The sequence below is a fragment of the Mycobacterium sp. OAE908 genome (assembly GCF_017872775.1).
Taxonomy (GTDB): Bacteria; Actinomycetota; Actinomycetes; order Mycobacteriales; family Mycobacteriaceae; genus Mycobacterium.
The window spans coordinates 533,083-549,369 of record NZ_JAGGJL010000002.1; the positions used below are offsets into that span (position 1 = coordinate 533,083).

The 16,287-nt window shown below is 65.8% G+C and carries 20 protein-coding genes; 13 read left to right on the forward strand and 7 right to left on the reverse strand.

Going from position 1 to position 16,287, the window contains the following annotated elements:
- Positions 1-177 precede the first annotated feature (177 nt).
- Genes J3E61_RS27735 through J3E61_RS27750 form a run of 4 tightly spaced genes read left to right on the forward strand, consistent with a single transcriptional unit; the run spans position 178 to position 3,014 of the window.
- Positions 178-1,236 carry an acetamidase/formamidase family protein gene (locus J3E61_RS27735; RefSeq protein WP_210086058.1) on the forward strand — a complete coding sequence of 353 codons (1,059 nt, stop codon included), beginning with the start codon at positions 178-180 and terminating at the stop codon, positions 1,234-1,236.
- Complete coding sequence (locus tag J3E61_RS27740) at positions 1,233-1,658, forward strand: RidA family protein (protein ID WP_192723349.1); 426 nt, start codon at positions 1,233-1,235, stop codon at positions 1,656-1,658. The genes J3E61_RS27735 and J3E61_RS27740 overlap by 4 nt, the downstream gene beginning before the upstream one ends.
- 20 nt (positions 1,659-1,678) lie before the next feature.
- Positions 1,679-2,584: a slipin family protein gene (locus J3E61_RS27745; protein ID WP_210086059.1), complete on the forward strand. Its 906-nt coding sequence runs from the start codon at positions 1,679-1,681 to the stop codon at positions 2,582-2,584.
- 31 nt (positions 2,585-2,615) lie between these two features.
- A complete protein-coding gene (locus J3E61_RS27750) occupies positions 2,616-3,014 on the forward strand; it encodes a hypothetical protein (RefSeq protein WP_192723347.1) in 399 nt (132 codons plus the stop codon).
- Here the strand turns inward: J3E61_RS27750 and J3E61_RS27755 are convergent, their stop codons facing one another.
- The 3 genes from J3E61_RS27755 to nthB are packed head-to-tail and all read right to left on the reverse strand — an operon-like array spanning position 3,015 to position 4,518.
- Positions 3,015-3,302: a nitrile hydratase accessory protein gene (locus tag J3E61_RS27755; RefSeq protein ID WP_210086060.1), complete on the reverse strand. Its 288-nt coding sequence runs from the start codon at positions 3,300-3,302 to the stop codon at positions 3,015-3,017.
- Positions 3,299-3,892 carry a nitrile hydratase subunit alpha gene (nthA, locus tag J3E61_RS27760; RefSeq protein ID WP_210086061.1) on the reverse strand — a complete coding sequence of 198 codons (594 nt, stop codon included), beginning with the start codon at positions 3,890-3,892 and terminating at the stop codon, positions 3,299-3,301. The genes J3E61_RS27755 and nthA overlap by 4 nt, the downstream gene beginning before the upstream one ends.
- Complete coding sequence (gene nthB / locus J3E61_RS27765; RefSeq protein ID WP_192723344.1) at positions 3,889-4,518, reverse strand: nitrile hydratase subunit beta; 630 nt, start codon at positions 4,516-4,518, stop codon at positions 3,889-3,891. The genes nthA and nthB overlap by 4 nt, the downstream gene beginning before the upstream one ends.
- Before the next feature lie 27 nt (positions 4,519-4,545).
- Between nthB and J3E61_RS27770 the strand changes: the two genes are divergently transcribed.
- Positions 4,546-5,553, forward strand: a complete 1,008-nt coding sequence (locus J3E61_RS27770) for a hypothetical protein (protein WP_210086062.1) — start codon at positions 4,546-4,548, stop codon at positions 5,551-5,553.
- Here the strand turns inward: J3E61_RS27770 and J3E61_RS27775 are convergent.
- Positions 5,550-6,176 (reverse strand): transcriptional regulator, encoded by a 627-nt coding sequence (locus J3E61_RS27775; RefSeq protein WP_210086722.1) that lies wholly within the window; start codon positions 6,174-6,176, stop codon positions 5,550-5,552. The genes J3E61_RS27770 and J3E61_RS27775 overlap by 4 nt on opposite strands.
- A gap of 167 nt (positions 6,177-6,343) precedes the next feature.
- Between J3E61_RS27775 and J3E61_RS27780 the strand changes: the two genes are divergently transcribed.
- Both J3E61_RS27780 and J3E61_RS27785 read left to right on the forward strand, forming a co-directional pair.
- Entirely contained in the window at positions 6,344-6,751 is a 408-nt protein-coding gene (locus J3E61_RS27780; RefSeq protein WP_192723341.1) for an N-acetylmuramic acid 6-phosphate etherase, read from the forward strand.
- An 84-nt stretch (positions 6,752-6,835) separates the two neighbouring features.
- Positions 6,836-7,732, forward strand: coding sequence for an SDR family oxidoreductase (locus J3E61_RS27785; protein WP_210086063.1), 897 nt, complete (start codon positions 6,836-6,838; stop codon positions 7,730-7,732).
- Here the strand turns inward: J3E61_RS27785 and J3E61_RS27790 are convergent, their stop codons facing one another.
- Positions 7,733-8,368: a hypothetical protein gene (locus J3E61_RS27790; protein ID WP_210086723.1), complete on the reverse strand. Its 636-nt coding sequence runs from the start codon at positions 8,366-8,368 to the stop codon at positions 7,733-7,735.
- Between the two features lie 131 nt (positions 8,369-8,499).
- Between J3E61_RS27790 and J3E61_RS27795 the strand changes: the two genes are divergently transcribed.
- From J3E61_RS27795 to holA, 3 genes are read left to right on the forward strand one after another with little or no spacing between them, the layout of a single operon-like run.
- Positions 8,500-9,303 (forward strand): ComEA family DNA-binding protein, encoded by an 804-nt coding sequence (locus J3E61_RS27795; RefSeq protein WP_210086064.1) that lies wholly within the window; start codon positions 8,500-8,502, stop codon positions 9,301-9,303.
- Positions 9,304-9,308: 5 nt separating this feature from the next.
- The gene (locus tag J3E61_RS27800; protein WP_210086065.1) at positions 9,309-10,853 is read left to right on the forward strand and encodes a ComEC/Rec2 family competence protein; all 1,545 of its coding nucleotides are present in this window, start codon (positions 9,309-9,311) and stop codon (positions 10,851-10,853) included.
- A 17-nt stretch (positions 10,854-10,870) separates the two neighbouring features.
- Positions 10,871-11,812, forward strand: a complete 942-nt coding sequence (gene holA, locus J3E61_RS27805; protein WP_210086724.1) for a DNA polymerase III subunit delta — start codon at positions 10,871-10,873, stop codon at positions 11,810-11,812.
- A gap of 10 nt (positions 11,813-11,822) precedes the next feature.
- Here the strand turns inward: holA and rpsT are convergent, their stop codons facing one another.
- Positions 11,823-12,083, reverse strand: coding sequence for a 30S ribosomal protein S20 (rpsT, locus tag J3E61_RS27810; protein ID WP_192723337.1), 261 nt, complete (start codon positions 12,081-12,083; stop codon positions 11,823-11,825).
- Positions 12,084-12,258: 175 nt separating this feature from the next.
- Here rpsT and J3E61_RS27815 point away from each other — a divergent pair, with 175 nt between their 5' ends.
- Genes J3E61_RS27815 through J3E61_RS27825 form a run of 3 tightly spaced genes read left to right on the forward strand, consistent with a single transcriptional unit; the run spans position 12,259 to position 15,767 of the window.
- Complete coding sequence (locus J3E61_RS27815; protein ID WP_192723899.1) at positions 12,259-13,935, forward strand: circularly permuted type 2 ATP-grasp protein; 1,677 nt, start codon at positions 12,259-12,261, stop codon at positions 13,933-13,935.
- 14 nt (positions 13,936-13,949) lie between these two features.
- Positions 13,950-14,927: an alpha-E domain-containing protein gene (locus J3E61_RS27820; protein WP_192723336.1), complete on the forward strand. Its 978-nt coding sequence runs from the start codon at positions 13,950-13,952 to the stop codon at positions 14,925-14,927.
- A complete protein-coding gene (locus J3E61_RS27825; RefSeq protein WP_192723335.1) occupies positions 14,928-15,767 on the forward strand; it encodes a transglutaminase family protein in 840 nt (279 codons plus the stop codon).
- Here J3E61_RS27825 and J3E61_RS27830 read toward each other — a convergent pair.
- Positions 15,764-16,246, reverse strand: coding sequence for a winged helix-turn-helix transcriptional regulator (locus J3E61_RS27830; RefSeq protein ID WP_210086066.1), 483 nt, complete (start codon positions 16,244-16,246; stop codon positions 15,764-15,766). The genes J3E61_RS27825 and J3E61_RS27830 overlap by 4 nt on opposite strands.
- Positions 16,247-16,287: the final 41 nt, after the last annotated feature.

Consider the following 16,287-nt stretch of genomic DNA (forward strand, 5'->3'; position numbering starts at 1 on the left):
CTCATCTTTTCGTGCTTCTTCACTTGTTTCGGTTCGCTGCAGCTGAATACTTCAACTCTCAAGATCACGCCTTTAATTCCATTGGCAGAATTTGATCGACGGTTGGCAGCAATAAACCTGTTGACGCCCGTGCTTGCTTGAGAAGACGCCCTCGCAAGCGGCTGGCATGATCATCCGATGGTGCTCAGCCCGGTCGCATCGCCCACCGTTCACCGCCTTCCCGCGACGCCGTCGACCGTCCATTGGGGCTACTTCGACCCGCGCCTCGAGCCGGTCTTGACCGTCGCGCCCGGCGATCTGGTGGCCATCGAGACCCTCACGCATCACGCAGGGGACGCGCCGGATCTGTTGATGGACGCGGGGATCACCGATATTTTCGACCGCGTCACCGACCGCGGGCCCGGCCCGCACCTCCTCACCGGCCCGATCGCCGTCGAGGGCGCCCGTCCCGGCGACGTCCTGCAGGTCGACATCCTCGAGGCCACCCCGCGACTGCCCTACGGCTCCAACCTCGCGGCGCACTGGGGCTTTCTGTACGGCGAGATGCCTGTCGAACGCGTCACCATCTACGAGCTCGACACCCACGCCAGCCTGGGCCGCGCCCTGTTCGGCTACGACTGGACCGCGACGCCGCTGGCCAACCAGCCCGGCACGATCGTCAGCCCCGACAAGGAGGCCCGCCAGCCTGCGCTGCCCGGCGTCATCGTGCCTCTGCGACCGCATTTCGGCACCATGGGCGTCGCACCGGCCGCGCCGGAGCGGGTGTCGTCGGTGCCGCCAGGTGATCACGGCGGCAATGTCGACAACTGGCGCATCGGTGCGGGCGGGACGATGTACTACCCGGTGCAGGTGCCCGGCGCGCTACTGTCCGTTGGCGATCCCCACGTCTCGCAGGGCGACGGTGAAATCAGTGGAACCGCGCTCGAGGCATCGTTGAATGGGCTGTTGCGCTTGACAATTCGGCGCGATCTGCCCTTCCCCGTGCCGGTCCTCGAAACGGCGACCGAGTTGTTGGTGCACGGGTTCGGCGACACGCTCGACGCGGCTATGAAGGCCGCGGCATTGCGCACCTACGCCATTCTGCAGAGCTATCTCGGGCTTTCGCGTGCCGACGCCTATTCGTTCATGTCTGTGGCCGCCGATTTCACGGTCACACAGGTGGTGGACCAACGTCAGGGTGTGCACGGCCGCATCGACAAACGCTGCTTTCCGCGCTGGGCGGGGATACCGGCATGAGCGACAACGGGATTCGCTCGTTCACGTTCACGCCCGCCGACGGCGTGCCGCCAGCCGTCGCACCGTTCGCCCACGCCACGGCGGCCGGACCCACGTTGTACGTGACCGGTCAGATGCCCACTGACGTCACCGGAGCGGTCGTCGGCGATTACGTCGCGATTCAGACCGACCAGGTGCTGCGAAATCTGCTGCGCGTCACCGAGTTGTGCGGCGGGGGAATCGCCGACGTCGTCTCCGTGCGCGCCTACCTGCTCGACTGGAACGACTACGGCGCCTTCAACGCCGCCTACGCGGCCTGGTTTCCCGATCGATTGCCGTCGCGCACCTGTGTTGGCGTCAGCGGGCTTGCGGTCGGTGCCCTCGTCGAGATCGATTGGACGTGCTGGCGAAGCGACGGCTGGGGGAGCACACTCGGGTCATAGGGTCCGTCGAGGAGGACACCATGACCATCCTCTACACATTGGCAGCGGCCGGGGCCGCCGGGATTGGCGTGCTGTGGGTAGCACTGCAGAACATCCGGGTGATCAAACAGTTCGAACGGGGCGTCGTCTACCGCTTCGGGCGGGTGCAGAGCCGCGTGCGTCCGCCGGGGCTGACCTGGCTCATCCCTGTCGTGGATCGCCTGCAGAAGGTGAACATGCAGATCGTCACGTTGCCGGTGCCGGCCCAGGACGGCATCACCCGCGACAACGTGACGGTGCGCGTCGACGCCGTCATCTACTTCAAAGTGGAGGACCCGGTGCGCGCGGCGGTCGACGTCCAGGACTACATGTCCGCGATCGCGCAGGTAGCGCAGACCTCGCTGCGGTCGATCATCGGCAAGAGCAATCTCGACGACCTGCTGTCCAACCGCGAGCGACTCAACCAGGGCCTCGAGCTGCTGATCGACAGCCCGGCACTCGGCTGGGGCATTCACATCGATCGCGTCGAGATCAAGGACGTCGTGCTGCCCGACTCGATGAAGCGCTCGATCGCCCGCCAGGCCGAGGCCGAGCGTGAGCGACGGGCCCGCGTCATCACCGCCGACGGTGAACTGCAGGCCTCCGAGAAGCTCTCGCAGGCCGCCGAGATCATGGCGGTTGAGCCGGCGGCGCTGCAGCTTCGCTTGCTGCAGACCGTGGTGGAGGTCGCTGCCGAGAAGAACTCGACGCTCATCCTGCCGTTCCCGGTCGAGCTGCTGCGGTTCCTGGAACGCTCGACGCCGGAGAAGCGCTCCACGCCGGAGAAGGATGACAAGGCCGCCGAAGCCGAGACGCCGGAGTTGACCGCGCCGAAGGTGCCTGACGACGCCAGCGCCATCACGCTCAACGGGCCGGTCGCCAACCCCCGTTCCGGACAGAACGCCTAGCCAAGCCTGTCGGCTGGAGCATGATCAGGACATGCCTCTCGGAGATGACCTGATCCGCCATTGGTTCGACACCTATCTCGACACGTTCTCGGCGTGCGTCCGCGGCGAAGTCGAGATGGCGAAGTTGGTGCGCTGTTACGGCATCCCACTGATCATCACCACCGATGACGGCCTCACCAAGTTGATGACCGACGACGAGGCGACGGCAGTGATGCAGGGCCTGGTTGACGGACTGCGGGCCAACGGATATCACCATACCGAGGTGCTTCAGTCAGAGATACTGGTGCTCAACTCATTCTCTTCGCTCTACCGCGGAACGATGTCGCGCCGCACCGCCGACGGCGCGGAAATCGATTGTCCCACCATCGCTTATCTCATTGTCGGGGAAGTCGGCGGACCCAGGATCGCGGTACTCGCATCGCAGCAGTAGCTACAGCGGCATGCGCTGCGTGGGCGCCGCGGCATCGAGCGACGCGGGCGTGGCCAGCTCCAGGTCGATGACCATGGACTCCAGTGCGGCGCTCCAACTTTCGTAATAGGGACGCTGCGGATCCCTCGCGATCTCGGCCATCAATCGGTGACGAAACGCATCCCACGGCAGGTCCAGCTTCTCGACCAAGGCTACGGCGATGGCCAAAGCCCTTGCCTGCCAAGGAGATTCGAAAACAAGCTCACCGTTGTCGCGCGGCAGCGACGCGTCGTCGAGACCGGTGGTCATAGTCGCTGCACGCCGATCATCGAATCGCGCGTGACGATGCCGGCGAGCTGCTCCTCGGACATGTCGTCCGTACCGTCCGGACGCATCGGCAACACCAGATAGCGTGCCTCGGCACTGGAGTCCCACACCCTTATCTCGACGTCGGCGGGAATGTCGGTGCCCATCTCGGCAAGCAGCTTGCGTGGTTCCCGAACGGCCCGCGAACGGTAGGCAGGCGCCTTGTACCACTTCGGCGGAAGCCCGAGTGTCGGCCACGGATAACACGAGCACAGCGTGCACACCACAAGGTTGTGGACCTGCGGGGTGTTTTCGACGACGACCATGTATTCGCCTTCGGGGCCCTGAAAGCCGAATTCGGCGATGGCCGCGGTGCCGTCGGCGAGCAGGCGCTGCTTGTAATCCGGGTCGGACCATGCGCGCGCGACGACCTTCGCGCCGTTCATCGGGCCGAGGTTGTCCTCGAAGTGCTGCACGATCTGGTCGAGGGCATCGGTGTCGAGGACACCCTTTTCGACGAGCACCGACTCGATCGCCGCGACCCGGGCTTCGATCGGCGCCATTTCGGTCGGGTGATGGTGGTCGGTCGTCATCGCGGATCCTCTAGGTAGCGCTCGAACAGGTTGACGCACACCACTTCGCCGTCGGCGCCGGCTTCGCCCCACAACTCGCGGGATGTGAAGCGCACCGCATAGAGCGGGTCGGCGACGGATCCGCCGCCGTGGGCCGCAATGTCGTCGATGGCGTAGGCGCCGTCGACGCGCACAACCGTGCCGCGGCGGCCTTGCACATAGCGAGGCGCGCGGGTGTGGCCCGGTGGGTGCCATTCGCGGACCCGCACCTCGTCGCCGACGGCATAGCGCGGCGTCGTGCGGGGCGTGAGGTCGTCGGGCAGCACACCCCGATCAGCCGCCGAAAGCGGAAACCGCCCCCCGGCACGTCTGTCGAGTTCATCTTGCGTCGTGAAGCCCGCCTCGACAGCCATGGTCGCCGCACCGGTTAGCCAGTGCTCGTAATACGGTGAGGACAGGTAGTGCTCAGGAGCCATTCGCTCGATCGAGTGCCGGAACCGTCCGCCGGGCGGATTCTGCGCCCCGATCCAACCGATCATCAGCCGAAAAGCGCGCCGCTCCCAGTCTTCGTCGAAGAGCGACTCTGAGGGCGTGTGCTCGACGGGGCCGAACCCGTCGAGGCCGCCGAGGTCGTGCACGCCGTCCACGTCGTAGATCGTACGGCGATCAATTCGTTGACGATCGAACTTTTCGACGACCCCGCCCGTGTTTACGAGGTGCACCCGCATATCCGTTCGTCTGCCATCGTCGGTACAGCCATGATCGGGATTGCGGCGCTCGCCATTGCGCCGTCGGCGCCACCGCCTCAGGCGCCGGCGACGGTTACTCGCGACGTGCAGTTGACGGCTGCGCCCGCGCTCGGCGCGATCCCACTGGCGTTCATCCGCAATCAGTTCCAGTACTGCAGCCTGATCTGCCCGCACGCGGTCGAGGGCGCGATCACCGTTCCGGTTGCGGTGGCACAGGCTCCTGCGACGTTCCTCGGCGCCCTCACCTCGACGAGTTCGCCACTGCGGGCTCTTGGCGCCGCCGCCGCGTCCGTGACCGGCCCGGCCGACGCGGCCGTGACACCACTGATCAACAACGACGTATTTCTGGTGGTGCCGAAGGCATTTCACGCGCTTGACGTCGCCGTCGTCGAGGCGACGAATGTGAGCGCGGCGGTCTTCACCCCCGGCGACCTGCTACAGGCGGTGCAGACCGGGCGCACCAACATCCTCAACGCCCTCAATCAACCGGTCGGCACGCCCACCACCCCGACGGGCGCCACCAACATCGTGCAAGTTGTTGCGGTCGAGGCGATCAATGTGACAACGGCGGTGGCGTTCCAGGCTGGTGAGTTGGCGCTGTCGGGTGCGGTGCAGATCGCCGACGCGTCGGCGCAGGAACTCGCGCGTTCGGGTGATCCGGTGTCCGCGCTGGCGGCGGGTGCGACGCAAGCCCGGCAGGTAGCCGCCACTGCGAGCGCGCCAGTCGTCGCGGCGGTGAACACCGCGGTGACCAACATTCGGAACTCACTGCACGATCCGTTCCCCTCGGCAGCGAAGCAAGCACCATCGGTCGCGGTGAAGTCGCTGTCCGAAAGCCCAAGCGCACAACATGATTCGGGCCAGGCTGTCCCGAAGAAGCATCGTGATCCGTCAACCGCCAAACACGACCGTCGCGAGGCGAAAAAGGGTTAACCCGATACGTCGGCGGGAATCGGAAACACGTGTCGGAGTCGTCGCGCCAATGCGGTGTCCCCGCTCAGGCGTAGCTGCCCGCTGGCGATCGCGTCGTCGACTGAGCCGTCGGGATTCAGCACTGAAAGCAGCGTGGCCTCGTCGGTATCGAGAACGAGATCGGGGCGATCTGGGTTCCCGCGACTGATGTCGAGCTGGCCGCCTGCGATGTGGACGCCGAAATGCGCTTCCCCGAACGACAATCCGATTGTCGCGGTCATGTCATCGGCAGCGCGTGCGTCGAAACGCGTCTTCAGCGACAGCATCAGCGAGTCCGGTCCCAGCGGCAAGTCGTAGCGCATCAATGGCGACTTGTGCAGCCACTGCGCGAGATCGAGGATGATCGGCTCGAGTTCGCTGCCCCACTCGGTCAGCTCGTAAACCCATGTGCTGACAGGCGGACCCAGGCGACGACGGCGCACGACCCCGGCGTCAGTGAGGTCACGAAGCCGTTGGGTGAGCACATCGGAACTCGCCCCGCTCAGCCCCGACAACAGGTCGGTGAAGCGTTTGGGGCCGAGTACCAACTCCCGCACCACCAGCAGTGCCCATCGCTCGCCGATGAGATCCAGGGCCTGTGCGATCGCGCACCCGTCGTCGTACTTCCGCTTGCCAACCATGAATGCAACTCTACCAGCATTAATCGGAAAATCCAATTGAGTACTTGGATTTTCCAAGTATCGTTGCTAGGGTCAGGTCTGCAGGCCCCATCGGGCCTGACCCACCACAACCACCAGAGGAGATGACCGTCATGCCACAGTTCTTCATCGAGGCGCCCGCGGGTATCGATCCCGATGCCAAGCAGACGATGATGCGGCAGATCACCTCGGCGATCGACGCCGCGTACCACATTCCCGACGTGCGGATCTGGTTGCGCGAGTACGACGCTGGGAACGTTGCGCAAGATGGTCGCATCGGGGCCGAACCCCTGCGGCCAGTGTGCTTTCTCGAAGCACCAGTATTGGAAAGCATCGACGCCAGGCGCGAGATGTCCAACAAGATTCAGGCCGCCATCAGTGCCGCATACGGCGAACTGGCCAACACCGAAGACACACTGATCCTGATGAATCTCTATCCGCTGGAGAACGCGGGTTTCGCCGGGCGCATGCAGTCCGACAATCCCGACATCGTCGCTGCCGTCGCACAGCTCAACGGTTGAGCTGTTGCGCAGGCCGTCCCGGCGCGAGTGACCCGGGGCGGCCGCAGCGTCGGGCGGTTACCTACTGATATCCCTGGAGTAGCAATGATTCTCGTAACAGGAGCGACGGGCCGGCCCGGTTCGGCGGTCATTCGCGAATTCGTACGTCACGGCACACCAGTGCGCGCGCTCGTGCGAGACGCGGCCAAGGCGGCGGTCCTGCATGGGCTGCCGGATGTCGACGTGGTCTTTGGTGACATGCTGGCCCCGGAGACGCTGCACGGTGCGTTGGCCGGAGTCGACCGCGTGCTGATGATCTCGGGTGCAGGCCCGCAGATGCTTGAGACGCAATGCACTTTCATCGACACCGCGAACAGGGCCGGAGTCGAGCACATCGTGAAGTTCTCGGGTCAAGACTCGATCGACGGCTTCGACCCGGAGCGCTTTCGCTCCACCAGAAGCCACGAGCAAATTCAGCGGTACCTGGTCGGTTCGGGGATGTCGTGGACGATGTTGCGTCCCTCCCAGTTCATGCAGGTGTACTTCGAGGAAACGCCGAGCATCGTCGAGACCGGCGAGTTGCGATTGCCCCTGGGTGCGGCGACATTGGCTCCCGTCGACATAGCCGACGTCGCCGAAGTGGCCTACCGGGTGCTCACGACACCCGGGCACCGGGGCAAGACCTACACGATGACCGGACCCGAGTCGCTCACCATGCAAGAAGTCGCGGAACGGATTTCGGCCGCCATCGGGAAATCGGTCCGCTACGTCGCGGTGTCGTCCAAAGACAAGGTGCGCGAATGGCTGAACGCCGGCTATCCGCCTTACCGCGCCGAGGCGTTCGGCCAGTTATTCGACGAGCGCCGTCGGCTTGGCCGTTCCACTGTCGACCTGTCAACCCATCAGCGCTTCGGCATCACGCCGACGACCTTCGCGCAGTTCGCGCGACGCAACGCCCCGATCTTTCGTGGCGAAGCCGAATATCTCTTCACGCCCACCTGACTAGGCGTCGTCTGTCGCCGGTGGCTCTGCCTGGTCCAAGGACAATGCGACGCCGAGACCCAAGAAGAACACGATGAAGAGCGGTCCGCCGAGATAGAAGTTCATCGCGCCGCCAGGGGAAATGAAGCTCGCAGGCGGGCCGATGATCGTGATCGTCTCGATCAGTTGCTCGACGGCGAACACCGCTGCGAGTATTCCGAGCCACCGCGGGAAGCGACCCGCGTTGGCGGCCAACAGGATTGGCACCGCGACCATGATGTCAGCGACCGTGAGGATCGGTCCGAACATCGACGTGATGTCGGCGATGGTGCGTGCGGTTGCCGAGCCGAGCTGGTCGGGATGCAGCGCAAGGCCGCCGTTGAACCACATCACGATGAAGAATTCGACGAGGACGAGTGCCGAGCCGATGGTGAACACGTACCCCGGTGGGCCGGCCAGGCGGTCGCGTGCATACCCGAGAACGATGACCAATGCCAAGGCGCCGAAGGTGGTCAACAGCACCTGCATTCGCATCGCACCGGCGTGCGCGTTCACGAACGAGACAATGTCGTAGCCCGGCTTGTCGATGCCGGGAAGCGTCGGAACGATGAGCAGCCCGGCGGTGAACAGCACCGCAGCGGCGATACCAGCGATCATCGGAACACGACGATCCATAGCAAATCACTGTAGAGGGCGCGGTTATCCACACCCGGGATTTCATCCACAGGGCGCGTTGCTCGGCGCCCTGCGCGCTCGAGGTCGTGGGAGCGCGTGCCTACTTTGGCCGCATGCGAACCGAATTACCTACCGAGCGGTTGCAGCGCCGTCTCGGGGACTCCAACGAGTCGTCCGATGGCTCTGACGGCGAGCCGGATACGTCTCTGTCGCGGTGGCTGCCCGATACGACCAAACCGGCCGGACCCGCGGGCTGGATCGTTGCCGTCCGGGCAGATCCGGGCCGAGCGGGTCTGATTGCGCTGGCGGCCGTCGGTGTGATCGCGGTGCTGGTGACGGTCTTCACCGTGATGCGCGGCAACGCGCCACCGGTGTCCTCGGCGAAACTACCGCCGGTCGAGATGGTTTCGTCGGCCAGCCCAACTCCAGCGCCGGCCGATGCCGACGGTCCAGTGGTCGTCAGCGTGGTGGGTCTGGTGCACAAGCCGGGACTTGTCACGCTTGCGCCGGGTGCCCGGATCGCCGATGCGCTCACCGCGGCAGGCGGGCCGTTGGACGGAGCGGACTTGATCGGATTGAACATGGCCCGCCGGGTCGGCGACGGTGAGCAGATCATCGTCGGAATCGTCGCGGCCCCTGGCCAACCGGTGGCGATGGGCAGCTCGGTCAGCACATCGACCGCGGCACCGACCGAAGCGCCAGCCGGAAAAGCCTCAGCGCCAGGCGGTTTGGTGGACCTGAATGCGGCGACCGCGGAGGACCTGGACGCGCTGCCAGGCATCGGCCCGGTGACGGCGGCGGCGATCATCGCATGGCGCGAGGCCAACGGCCGGTTCACCAACGTCGACCAACTCGGCGAGGTCGACGGCATCGGGCCGGCGCGGCTGGAGAAGCTGCGTGACCTGGTGCGTGTTTGACACCGGTGGATACCGCCACAGCCAGGCTGGACCTGCGTCTGGTTCCGGCGGCCCTCACCAGCTGGGCGGTGACGGCGGCTGGAATCCTCTGGCACGTAACCGGTTCGGTCATCGTCCTCGCCGTGGCAGTCGCCGCGACAGCCGTCGCCGGGCGGTGGGGTAGTGCCCGCCGCGCGCCAAGCGGCGAAAGGCCAGCCATCGCCACCGGCATCGTCGCTGTCGCGGTGGTCGGCGTCGCGTTCGCCGTCGCGATCGGACTGCGCGTCGCCGAACTGCGCCATCACCCGATCGTCGAACGCTACGGCGCGGTCGCCACCGTCGTCGTCACGCCGACCGAGACCCCGCGTTCGCTTGGCGCCAACCGATTGATGTTCCGCGGCTCGCTGCAACGGATCGGCGAGATCGAAACATCAGGCCGGGTAGTCGTTTTCACGAGCGGCGCGGAATTCGCCGAATTGACCGCGGGCCGGCCCGCGAGGTTTCGCGCCCGCATCAGTCGGCCCTCCCGACGAGACCTGACCGTGGCCGTGTTGTCGGCGACCGGTGCGCCGAAGCTGGGCGACGCCGCACCGATCAACAGGGTTGCGCACGACATCCGAACGGGCTTCGCGGATGCCGCACGGTTGGCGTTGCCCGCTGATCAGGCGGCGATGCTGCCCGCGCTCGTGCTCGGCGACACCTCGACGCTCACCACGCAGACCACCGAGGAGTTTCGCGCGGCCGGGCTGACGCATCTGACCGCGGTGTCGGGCGCGAACGTGACCATCGTCTGCGGGGCCGTCCTGATGACCGCCGCACTGTTCGGGCCTCGGCTGGCCGTCGCGCTGGCCGCGCTCGCGCTCGTCACGTTCGTGATCGTCGTGCAGCCCTCGGCCAGCGTGCTGCGCGCGGCGGTGATGGGCGGCATCACGCTACTCGCTGTGGTTTCGCACCGTCGAAGGCAAGCGATCCCGGTGCTGTCGGCCAGTGTGATCATGCTGATGGTCGCGGCGCCCGAACTGGCGGTCGACGTCGGCTTCGCGCTGTCGGTGTCGGCGACCGCCGGGCTCGTGGTGATCGCGCCGGTGTGGTCGCGACGGCTGACCGCGCGCGGTTGGCCGAAGCCGTTGGCCGATGCGGTGAGCGTCGCGGTCGCCGCGCAGCTTGTCACCGCCCCACTCGTCGCCGGCATGTCGGGGACCTTCAGTGTGGTGTCGATCGCCGCCAACCTCGCAGTGACTGCCGTCATTCCGCCGATCACGGTTGTCGGCACGGCCGCTGCTGCGCTGTGTCCGCTGTGGCCTGCGGGCGCACAACTGCTGATCCGGTTCACCGGGCCGGAGCTGTGGTGGCTGCTGCGAGTGGCGCACTGGGCCGCCAGCGTGCCCGGTGGGTCGGTCGGCGTGCCGTCGGGTCTGCTCGGCGTGCTGTGTGTCTCCGCAGGGGGTGTCGCCGCGGTGGTGTGCTGGCGGTGGCGGTGGATCCGCATCGGTGTCGGCGTTGCGGCGGCGTGCCTGCTCGCGTGGACGGTGTCGGGGCTGTCGGCCGGACATGACACGATCGGGGGGTGACTGACGAAGCCTCTGGACTGCACCTGGTGTTGGGCGACGAAGAGCTGCTCGTGGAGCGCGCGGTCGCCGCGGTGCTTCGGCAGGCACGCAAGCAGGCAGGCACTGTCGACGTCCCGGTCGACCGCATGCGGGCAGGCGAGGTCAGCACCAGTGAGCTGGCCGAACTGCTCAGTCCTTCGCTGTTCGCCGAGGAGCGTGTCGTTGTGCTCGAAGCCGCGGGGGAGGCGGGCAAGGACGCCGCCGCGTTGATCGCAGAGGCGGCCGCGGACCTGCCGCCGGGCACCATGCTCGTGGTCGTGCACTCCGGCGGTGGCCGCGCCAAGGCGCTCGCTGACCAACTGAAAAAGCTTGGCGCCCAGGTACATCCATGTGCGCGCATCGCCAAGGCCGGTGAGCGGGCCGACTTTGTGAAGAAAGAGTTCCGCACGCTGAAAGCAAAGGTCAGTGACGACACCGTCACCGCTCTGCTCGACGCCGTCGGCTCCGACATTCGTGAATTGGCCGCTGTCTGTTCGCAGTTGGTCGCCGACACCGACGGCACCGTCGACGCCGCGGCGGTGCGCCGCTACCACTCCGGCAAGGCAGAGGTGAAGGGCTTCGACATCGCCGACAAGGCCGTGCTCGGGGACGTCGCCGGTGCGGCCGAGGCGCTGCGCTGGGCGATGATGAGCGGTGAGCCACAAGTGGTGTTGGCAGACGCGCTCGCCGAGGCCGTGCACACCATCGCCCGCGTCGCGCCGTTGTCCGGCGACCCCTATCGGCTGGCGTCCGAATTGGGCATGCCGCCGTGGCGCGTGCAGAAGGCGCAGAAGCAGGCGAGGCGGTGGTCGCGCGGTTCGATCGCCGAAGCCATGCGATTGGTCGCGGCGCTGAACGCCGACGTGAAGGGTGCCGCGGCTGACGCGGACTACGCGTTGGAGGCGGCGGTCAGAAAAGTCGCCGAGTTAGCGGAGGGCTGAGCGGCCTGACTCAGATCTTGTTGAACGCGCGCGACAGCGCAGACTTGCGGTTCGCGGCCTGGTTCTTGTGGATGACGCCCTTGCTGGCCGCCTTGTCCAGCTGGCGGCTGGTCGACGCCAGCAATGCGCCTGCCTTGTCCTTGTCGCCGGACTCGATGGCCTCCCGGAAGCCACGGACCGCCGTGTGAAGCGACGACTTCACCGACTTGTTGCGCAGTCTGCGGCGCTCGTTGGTCCGATTGCGCTTTTCCTGCGACTTGATGTTGGCCACGCGGTAATTCCTTCGAAAATCTAGGTTGGATTGGTCAAAGTCTTTTGCGCCGCACCTGACGGCGGGCAGCGACTGTTCAGGGTACCAGCGCGCCCCCTAATCTCCCAAAGCGAGGGCTTCTGGCCTGCCGAAACGGCTCACTTGGTGCAGCATGTGATGGGTGAGCCTTCGAACCCTGCCCTCCGAGACCGCACGCACGTCGCGCACGAACGGCCGGACGTCCAAACGGTACGACGGCATCTTCGACGGCTATAAGGGCGCGGGGCGCTACTCGCAGGCCTTTGACGAGATGTTCGACGGCGACGGCAACGTCCGCGGTCCGTACAAAGGGATCTTCGCCGAGCTTGCTCCCTCCGATGCCTCTGAGCTGGCCGCCCGCGCCGACGCGCTGGGCCGCGCATTCATCGACCAGGGCATCACGTTCTCCCTGTCCGGCCAGGAACGGCCGTTTCCACTGGACCTCGTCCCGCGGGTGATCTCAGCAGCGGAGTGGACGCGGCTCGAGCGCGGCATCACCCAGCGGGTCAGGGCGCTGGAGCACTACCTCGACGACATCTACGGCGAGCAGGAGATCCTGCGCGACGGCGTCATCCCGCGCCGGCTCGTCACCTCCTGTGAGCATTTCCACCGCGAGGCCGTCGGCATCGTGCCACCCAACGGCGTGCGCATCCATGTCGCGGGCATCGACCTGATCCGTGACGCCAAGGGCGACTTCCGCGTGCTGGAAGACAACCTGCGCTCACCCTCGGGTGTCTCCTATGTCATGGAGAACCGCCGCACGATGGCGCGGGTCTTCCCGAACCTGTTCGCCACGCATCGGGTACGCGCGGTCGGCGACTACGCCTCACATCTGGTGCGGGCGCTGCGCAACGCGGCGGCCAACAACGTCGCCGACCCGACGGTGGTGGTGCTGACGCCCGGCGTCTACAACTCGGCCTACTTCGAGCATTCGCTGCTGGCCCGCCAGATGGGCGTGGAGCTCGTCGAGGGCCGCGACCTGTTCTGCCGCGACAACGCCGTCTATATGCGCACCACTGAGGGTGAGCGTCAGGTCGACGTGATCTACCGCCGCATCGACGATGCGTTCCTCGACCCCATGCAGTTCCGCCCCGATTCCGTGCTTGGGGTGGCCGGCCTGCTCAATGCCGCTCGCGCGGGCAACGTCGTCATCTCCAGCGCGGTCGGCAACGGCGTCGGCGACGACAAGCTGGTCTACACCTATGTGCCGACGATCATCGAGTACTACCTCGGCGAGAAGCCGCTGCTAGCCAACGTGGACACCTACCGCTGCTGGCTCGACGACGAACGCGAGGAAGTGCTCGACCGCGTCGACGAACTAGTGATCAAACCGGTGGAGGGCTCCGGCGGTTACGGCATCGTGTTCGGGCCCGACGCGTCGGAGAAGGAGCTGGCCGCGATCAGCAAGAAGATCCGCAACGACCCGCGAGGTTGGATCGCGCAGCCGGTGATGCAGCTCTCCACGGTGCCGACCCAGATCGGCGACAAGCTCGCACCGCGGCACGTCGATCTGCGGCCGTTCGCCGTCAATGACGGGGATCACGTGTGGGTGCTGCCCGGCGGGCTGACCCGGGTGGCGCTGCCCGAGGGCTCGCTGGTGGTCAATTCCAGTCAGGGAGGCGGATCAAAGGACACCTGGGTGCTGGCATCGCGAGCGTCGGTAGCTGACCGCGAGCTCGCTGCGGCAGAGGTGGTGCGGTCGCTGCCCAAGACATCGAAAGCCAAGCCCGACAACGACTCTGACGGGTCATCGCAGCAACAGCAACAGCAGCAATCGCAGGCGCAGCGACCGACCAACGGGTCAAGTCAACAGCAACAACAACAGCAGCAGTAGGCGGTGATGATCTGATGTTGGCACGCAACGCCGAATCGCTGTATTGGATCGGCCGCTATGTGGAGCGGGCCGACGACACCGCCCGCATCCTGGATGTCACGGTGCACCAACTGCTCGAGGATTCCAGCGTCGACCCGGACCAGGCGTCGCGGACGCTGCTGCGGGTGCTGGGCATCGAGGCGCCCGAGCAGCAGCTGGATGTGTGGTCGCTGACCGACCTCGTCGCGTTCAGCCGTGAATCCGCAGGCGGCTGCTCGATCGTCGAATCGATTTCGGCGGCACGCGAAAACGCCCGCGGTGCACGGGAAGTCACGTCCACCGAGATATGGGAATGCCTCAATACCACCTACAACGCGCTCGCAGAACGCGAACGCGCCGCCAAACGCCTTGGGCCGCACGAGTTCTTGTCCTATGTCGAGGGCCGGGCCGCGATGTTCGCCGGTCTGGCCGACTCGACGCTGAGCCGTGACGACGGGTACCGGTTCATGGTGCTCGGCCGCGCCATCGAGCGGGTCGACATGACGGTGCGGCTGTTGTTGTCCCGTGTCGGCGACAGCGCGTCCTCACCCGCATGGGTGACGCTGCTGCGGTCGGCGGGTGCCCACGACACGTATCTACGCACCTACCGTGGCACGATGGACGCCGGCCGAGTGGTCGAATTCATGCTGCTCGATCGGCTTTTCCCGCGGTCGATCTTCTATTCGCTGCGACTGGCCGAGCACAGCCTCGACGAGTTGATGAAGCGGCCACACAATCGGCTCGGTGCAACCGCGGAGGCCCAGCGCCTGCTTGGCAGGGCCCGCAGCGAACTGGAATTCCTGCGTCCCGGACTGTTGCTGGAATCGTTGGAGAAGCGGCTGGCCGGCCTGCAAGAGTTGTGCCGTGATGTCGGAGAAGCGTTGGCGCTTCAGTACTTTCACTCCGCACCATGGGTGGCTTGGCATGACGCCGGGCACAACGGCGCGCTGGTCATCGAGGAAGGTGAAGTTTAGATGTGGCGGCTTAGGGTGGTGCACTCAACGGGCTACGCCTACAAGTCGCCGGTGACCGCGTCGTTCAACGAGGCCAGGCTGACTCCGCGCTCGGACACCAGGCAGAACGTCATCCTCAACCGTGTTGAAACCGTGCCTGCGACACGGTCCTATCGCTACGTGGACTACTGGGGCACCGCGGTGACCGCGTTCGACCTGCACGCCCCACACACCGAACTCGAGGTCACGTCGAGCTCGGTGGTGGAGACGGATCGCGGAGAAATGCCCAAGGACAAGGTCAGCTGGGAGGACCTGCGGTCGGAGGCGGTGATCGACCGGTTCGACGAGGTACTCAGCGGGACTCACTACACGCCGGTGAGCAAGAGGTTTCGGCGGGTAGGGGAGAGAATCGCGAAATACCACGATCCGCAGGAGGCGGTCACCGCCGCGGCCAACTGGGTACACAGCGAGCTGGAATACGTGCCGGGCACTACCGGTGTGCACTCGTCGGGGCTGGATGCACATCGCGAGGGGAAGGGCGTCTGTCAGGATTTCGCCCATCTGACGCTGATCCTATTGCGTAGCATGGGTATTCCCGCGCGCTACGTGTCAGGCTACCTGCATCCCAAGGCCAAGGCGAAGGTCGGCGACACCATCGACGGGCAGAGTCATGCCTGGGTGCAGGCCTGGACCGGCGGCTGGTGGGATTACGACCCGACCAACGACAAAGAGATCAACGAGCAGTACGTCAGCGTCGGGGTCGGCCGTGACTACGCGGATGTCTCGCCGCTGAAAGGTATTTACTCCGGTGAAGGCTCGACGGATCTGGATGTCGTCGTGGAGATCACCCGGCTGGCCTAACATGTGTTCGCGCGGCCCAGGTTGCGAAAGCCCGGGTGCACGTGTGGCGTGAGCTCCTGATTTTCGGCCACCAGTGACAGCAGTTCGCGCAACGTGTTTCGCTGCTCGGGACCCAGGCCAGCAGTCATCAGTCGTTCGTGCTGACGTGCCAACTCACCGATCTTGCCCATGACCTTCTTGCCCGCCGCGGTCAGGTACAGCGCATGCAGTCGCCGATCGTCGGGATTGCGGCGACGTTCGACATATCCGCGGTCCTCCAGCTCATCGACGTAGGCGACCACGCGGCTCGGCAACAACCCCAGCTGACCGCTGAGCGCCTGCTGGCTGAGCCCGGGCTCGGCGGCGATCGCCCGCAGAATTCCGGAGTGCGGTGGTGTCAGGTCGATCGACGCAATGAGGTCGGAGAACACCGTGGCGGAACGGTGGCCGAGCTGCGACAGCAAGAACGCCACGTTGTCACCGTTGGTCGAGGAAGGCACCTTGCGAATAGTATCAGATCTGAACGATTTTCTATGCGAAG

Bases quoted from the DNA above. Each gene is read 5' to 3' on its own strand.
- J3E61_RS27735 (WP_210086058.1), top strand. From the start codon at position 178: ATGGTGCTCAGCCCGGTCGCATCGCCCACCGTTCACCGCCTTCCCGCG.
- J3E61_RS27740 (WP_192723349.1), top strand. From the start codon at position 1,233: ATGAGCGACAACGGGATTCGCTCGTTCACGTTCACGCCCGCCGACGGC.
- J3E61_RS27745 (WP_210086059.1), top strand. From the start codon at position 1,679: ATGACCATCCTCTACACATTGGCAGCGGCCGGGGCCGCCGGGATTGGC.
- J3E61_RS27750 (WP_192723347.1), top strand. From the start codon at position 2,616: ATGCCTCTCGGAGATGACCTGATCCGCCATTGGTTCGACACCTATCTC.
- J3E61_RS27755 (WP_210086060.1), bottom strand. From the start codon at position 3,302: ATGACCACCGGTCTCGACGACGCGTCGCTGCCGCGCGACAACGGTGAG.
- nthA (WP_210086061.1), bottom strand. From the start codon at position 3,892: ATGACGACCGACCACCATCACCCGACCGAAATGGCGCCGATCGAAGCC.
- J3E61_RS27780 (WP_192723341.1), top strand. From the start codon at position 6,344: ATGCCACAGTTCTTCATCGAGGCGCCCGCGGGTATCGATCCCGATGCC.
- J3E61_RS27785 (WP_210086063.1), top strand. From the start codon at position 6,836: ATGATTCTCGTAACAGGAGCGACGGGCCGGCCCGGTTCGGCGGTCATT.
- J3E61_RS27790 (WP_210086723.1), bottom strand. From the start codon at position 8,368: ATGATCGCTGGTATCGCCGCTGCGGTGCTGTTCACCGCCGGGCTGCTC.
- J3E61_RS27795 (WP_210086064.1), top strand. From the start codon at position 8,500: ATGCGAACCGAATTACCTACCGAGCGGTTGCAGCGCCGTCTCGGGGAC.
- J3E61_RS27820 (WP_192723336.1), top strand. From the start codon at position 13,950: ATGTTGGCACGCAACGCCGAATCGCTGTATTGGATCGGCCGCTATGTG.
- J3E61_RS27825 (WP_192723335.1), top strand. From the start codon at position 14,928: ATGTGGCGGCTTAGGGTGGTGCACTCAACGGGCTACGCCTACAAGTCG.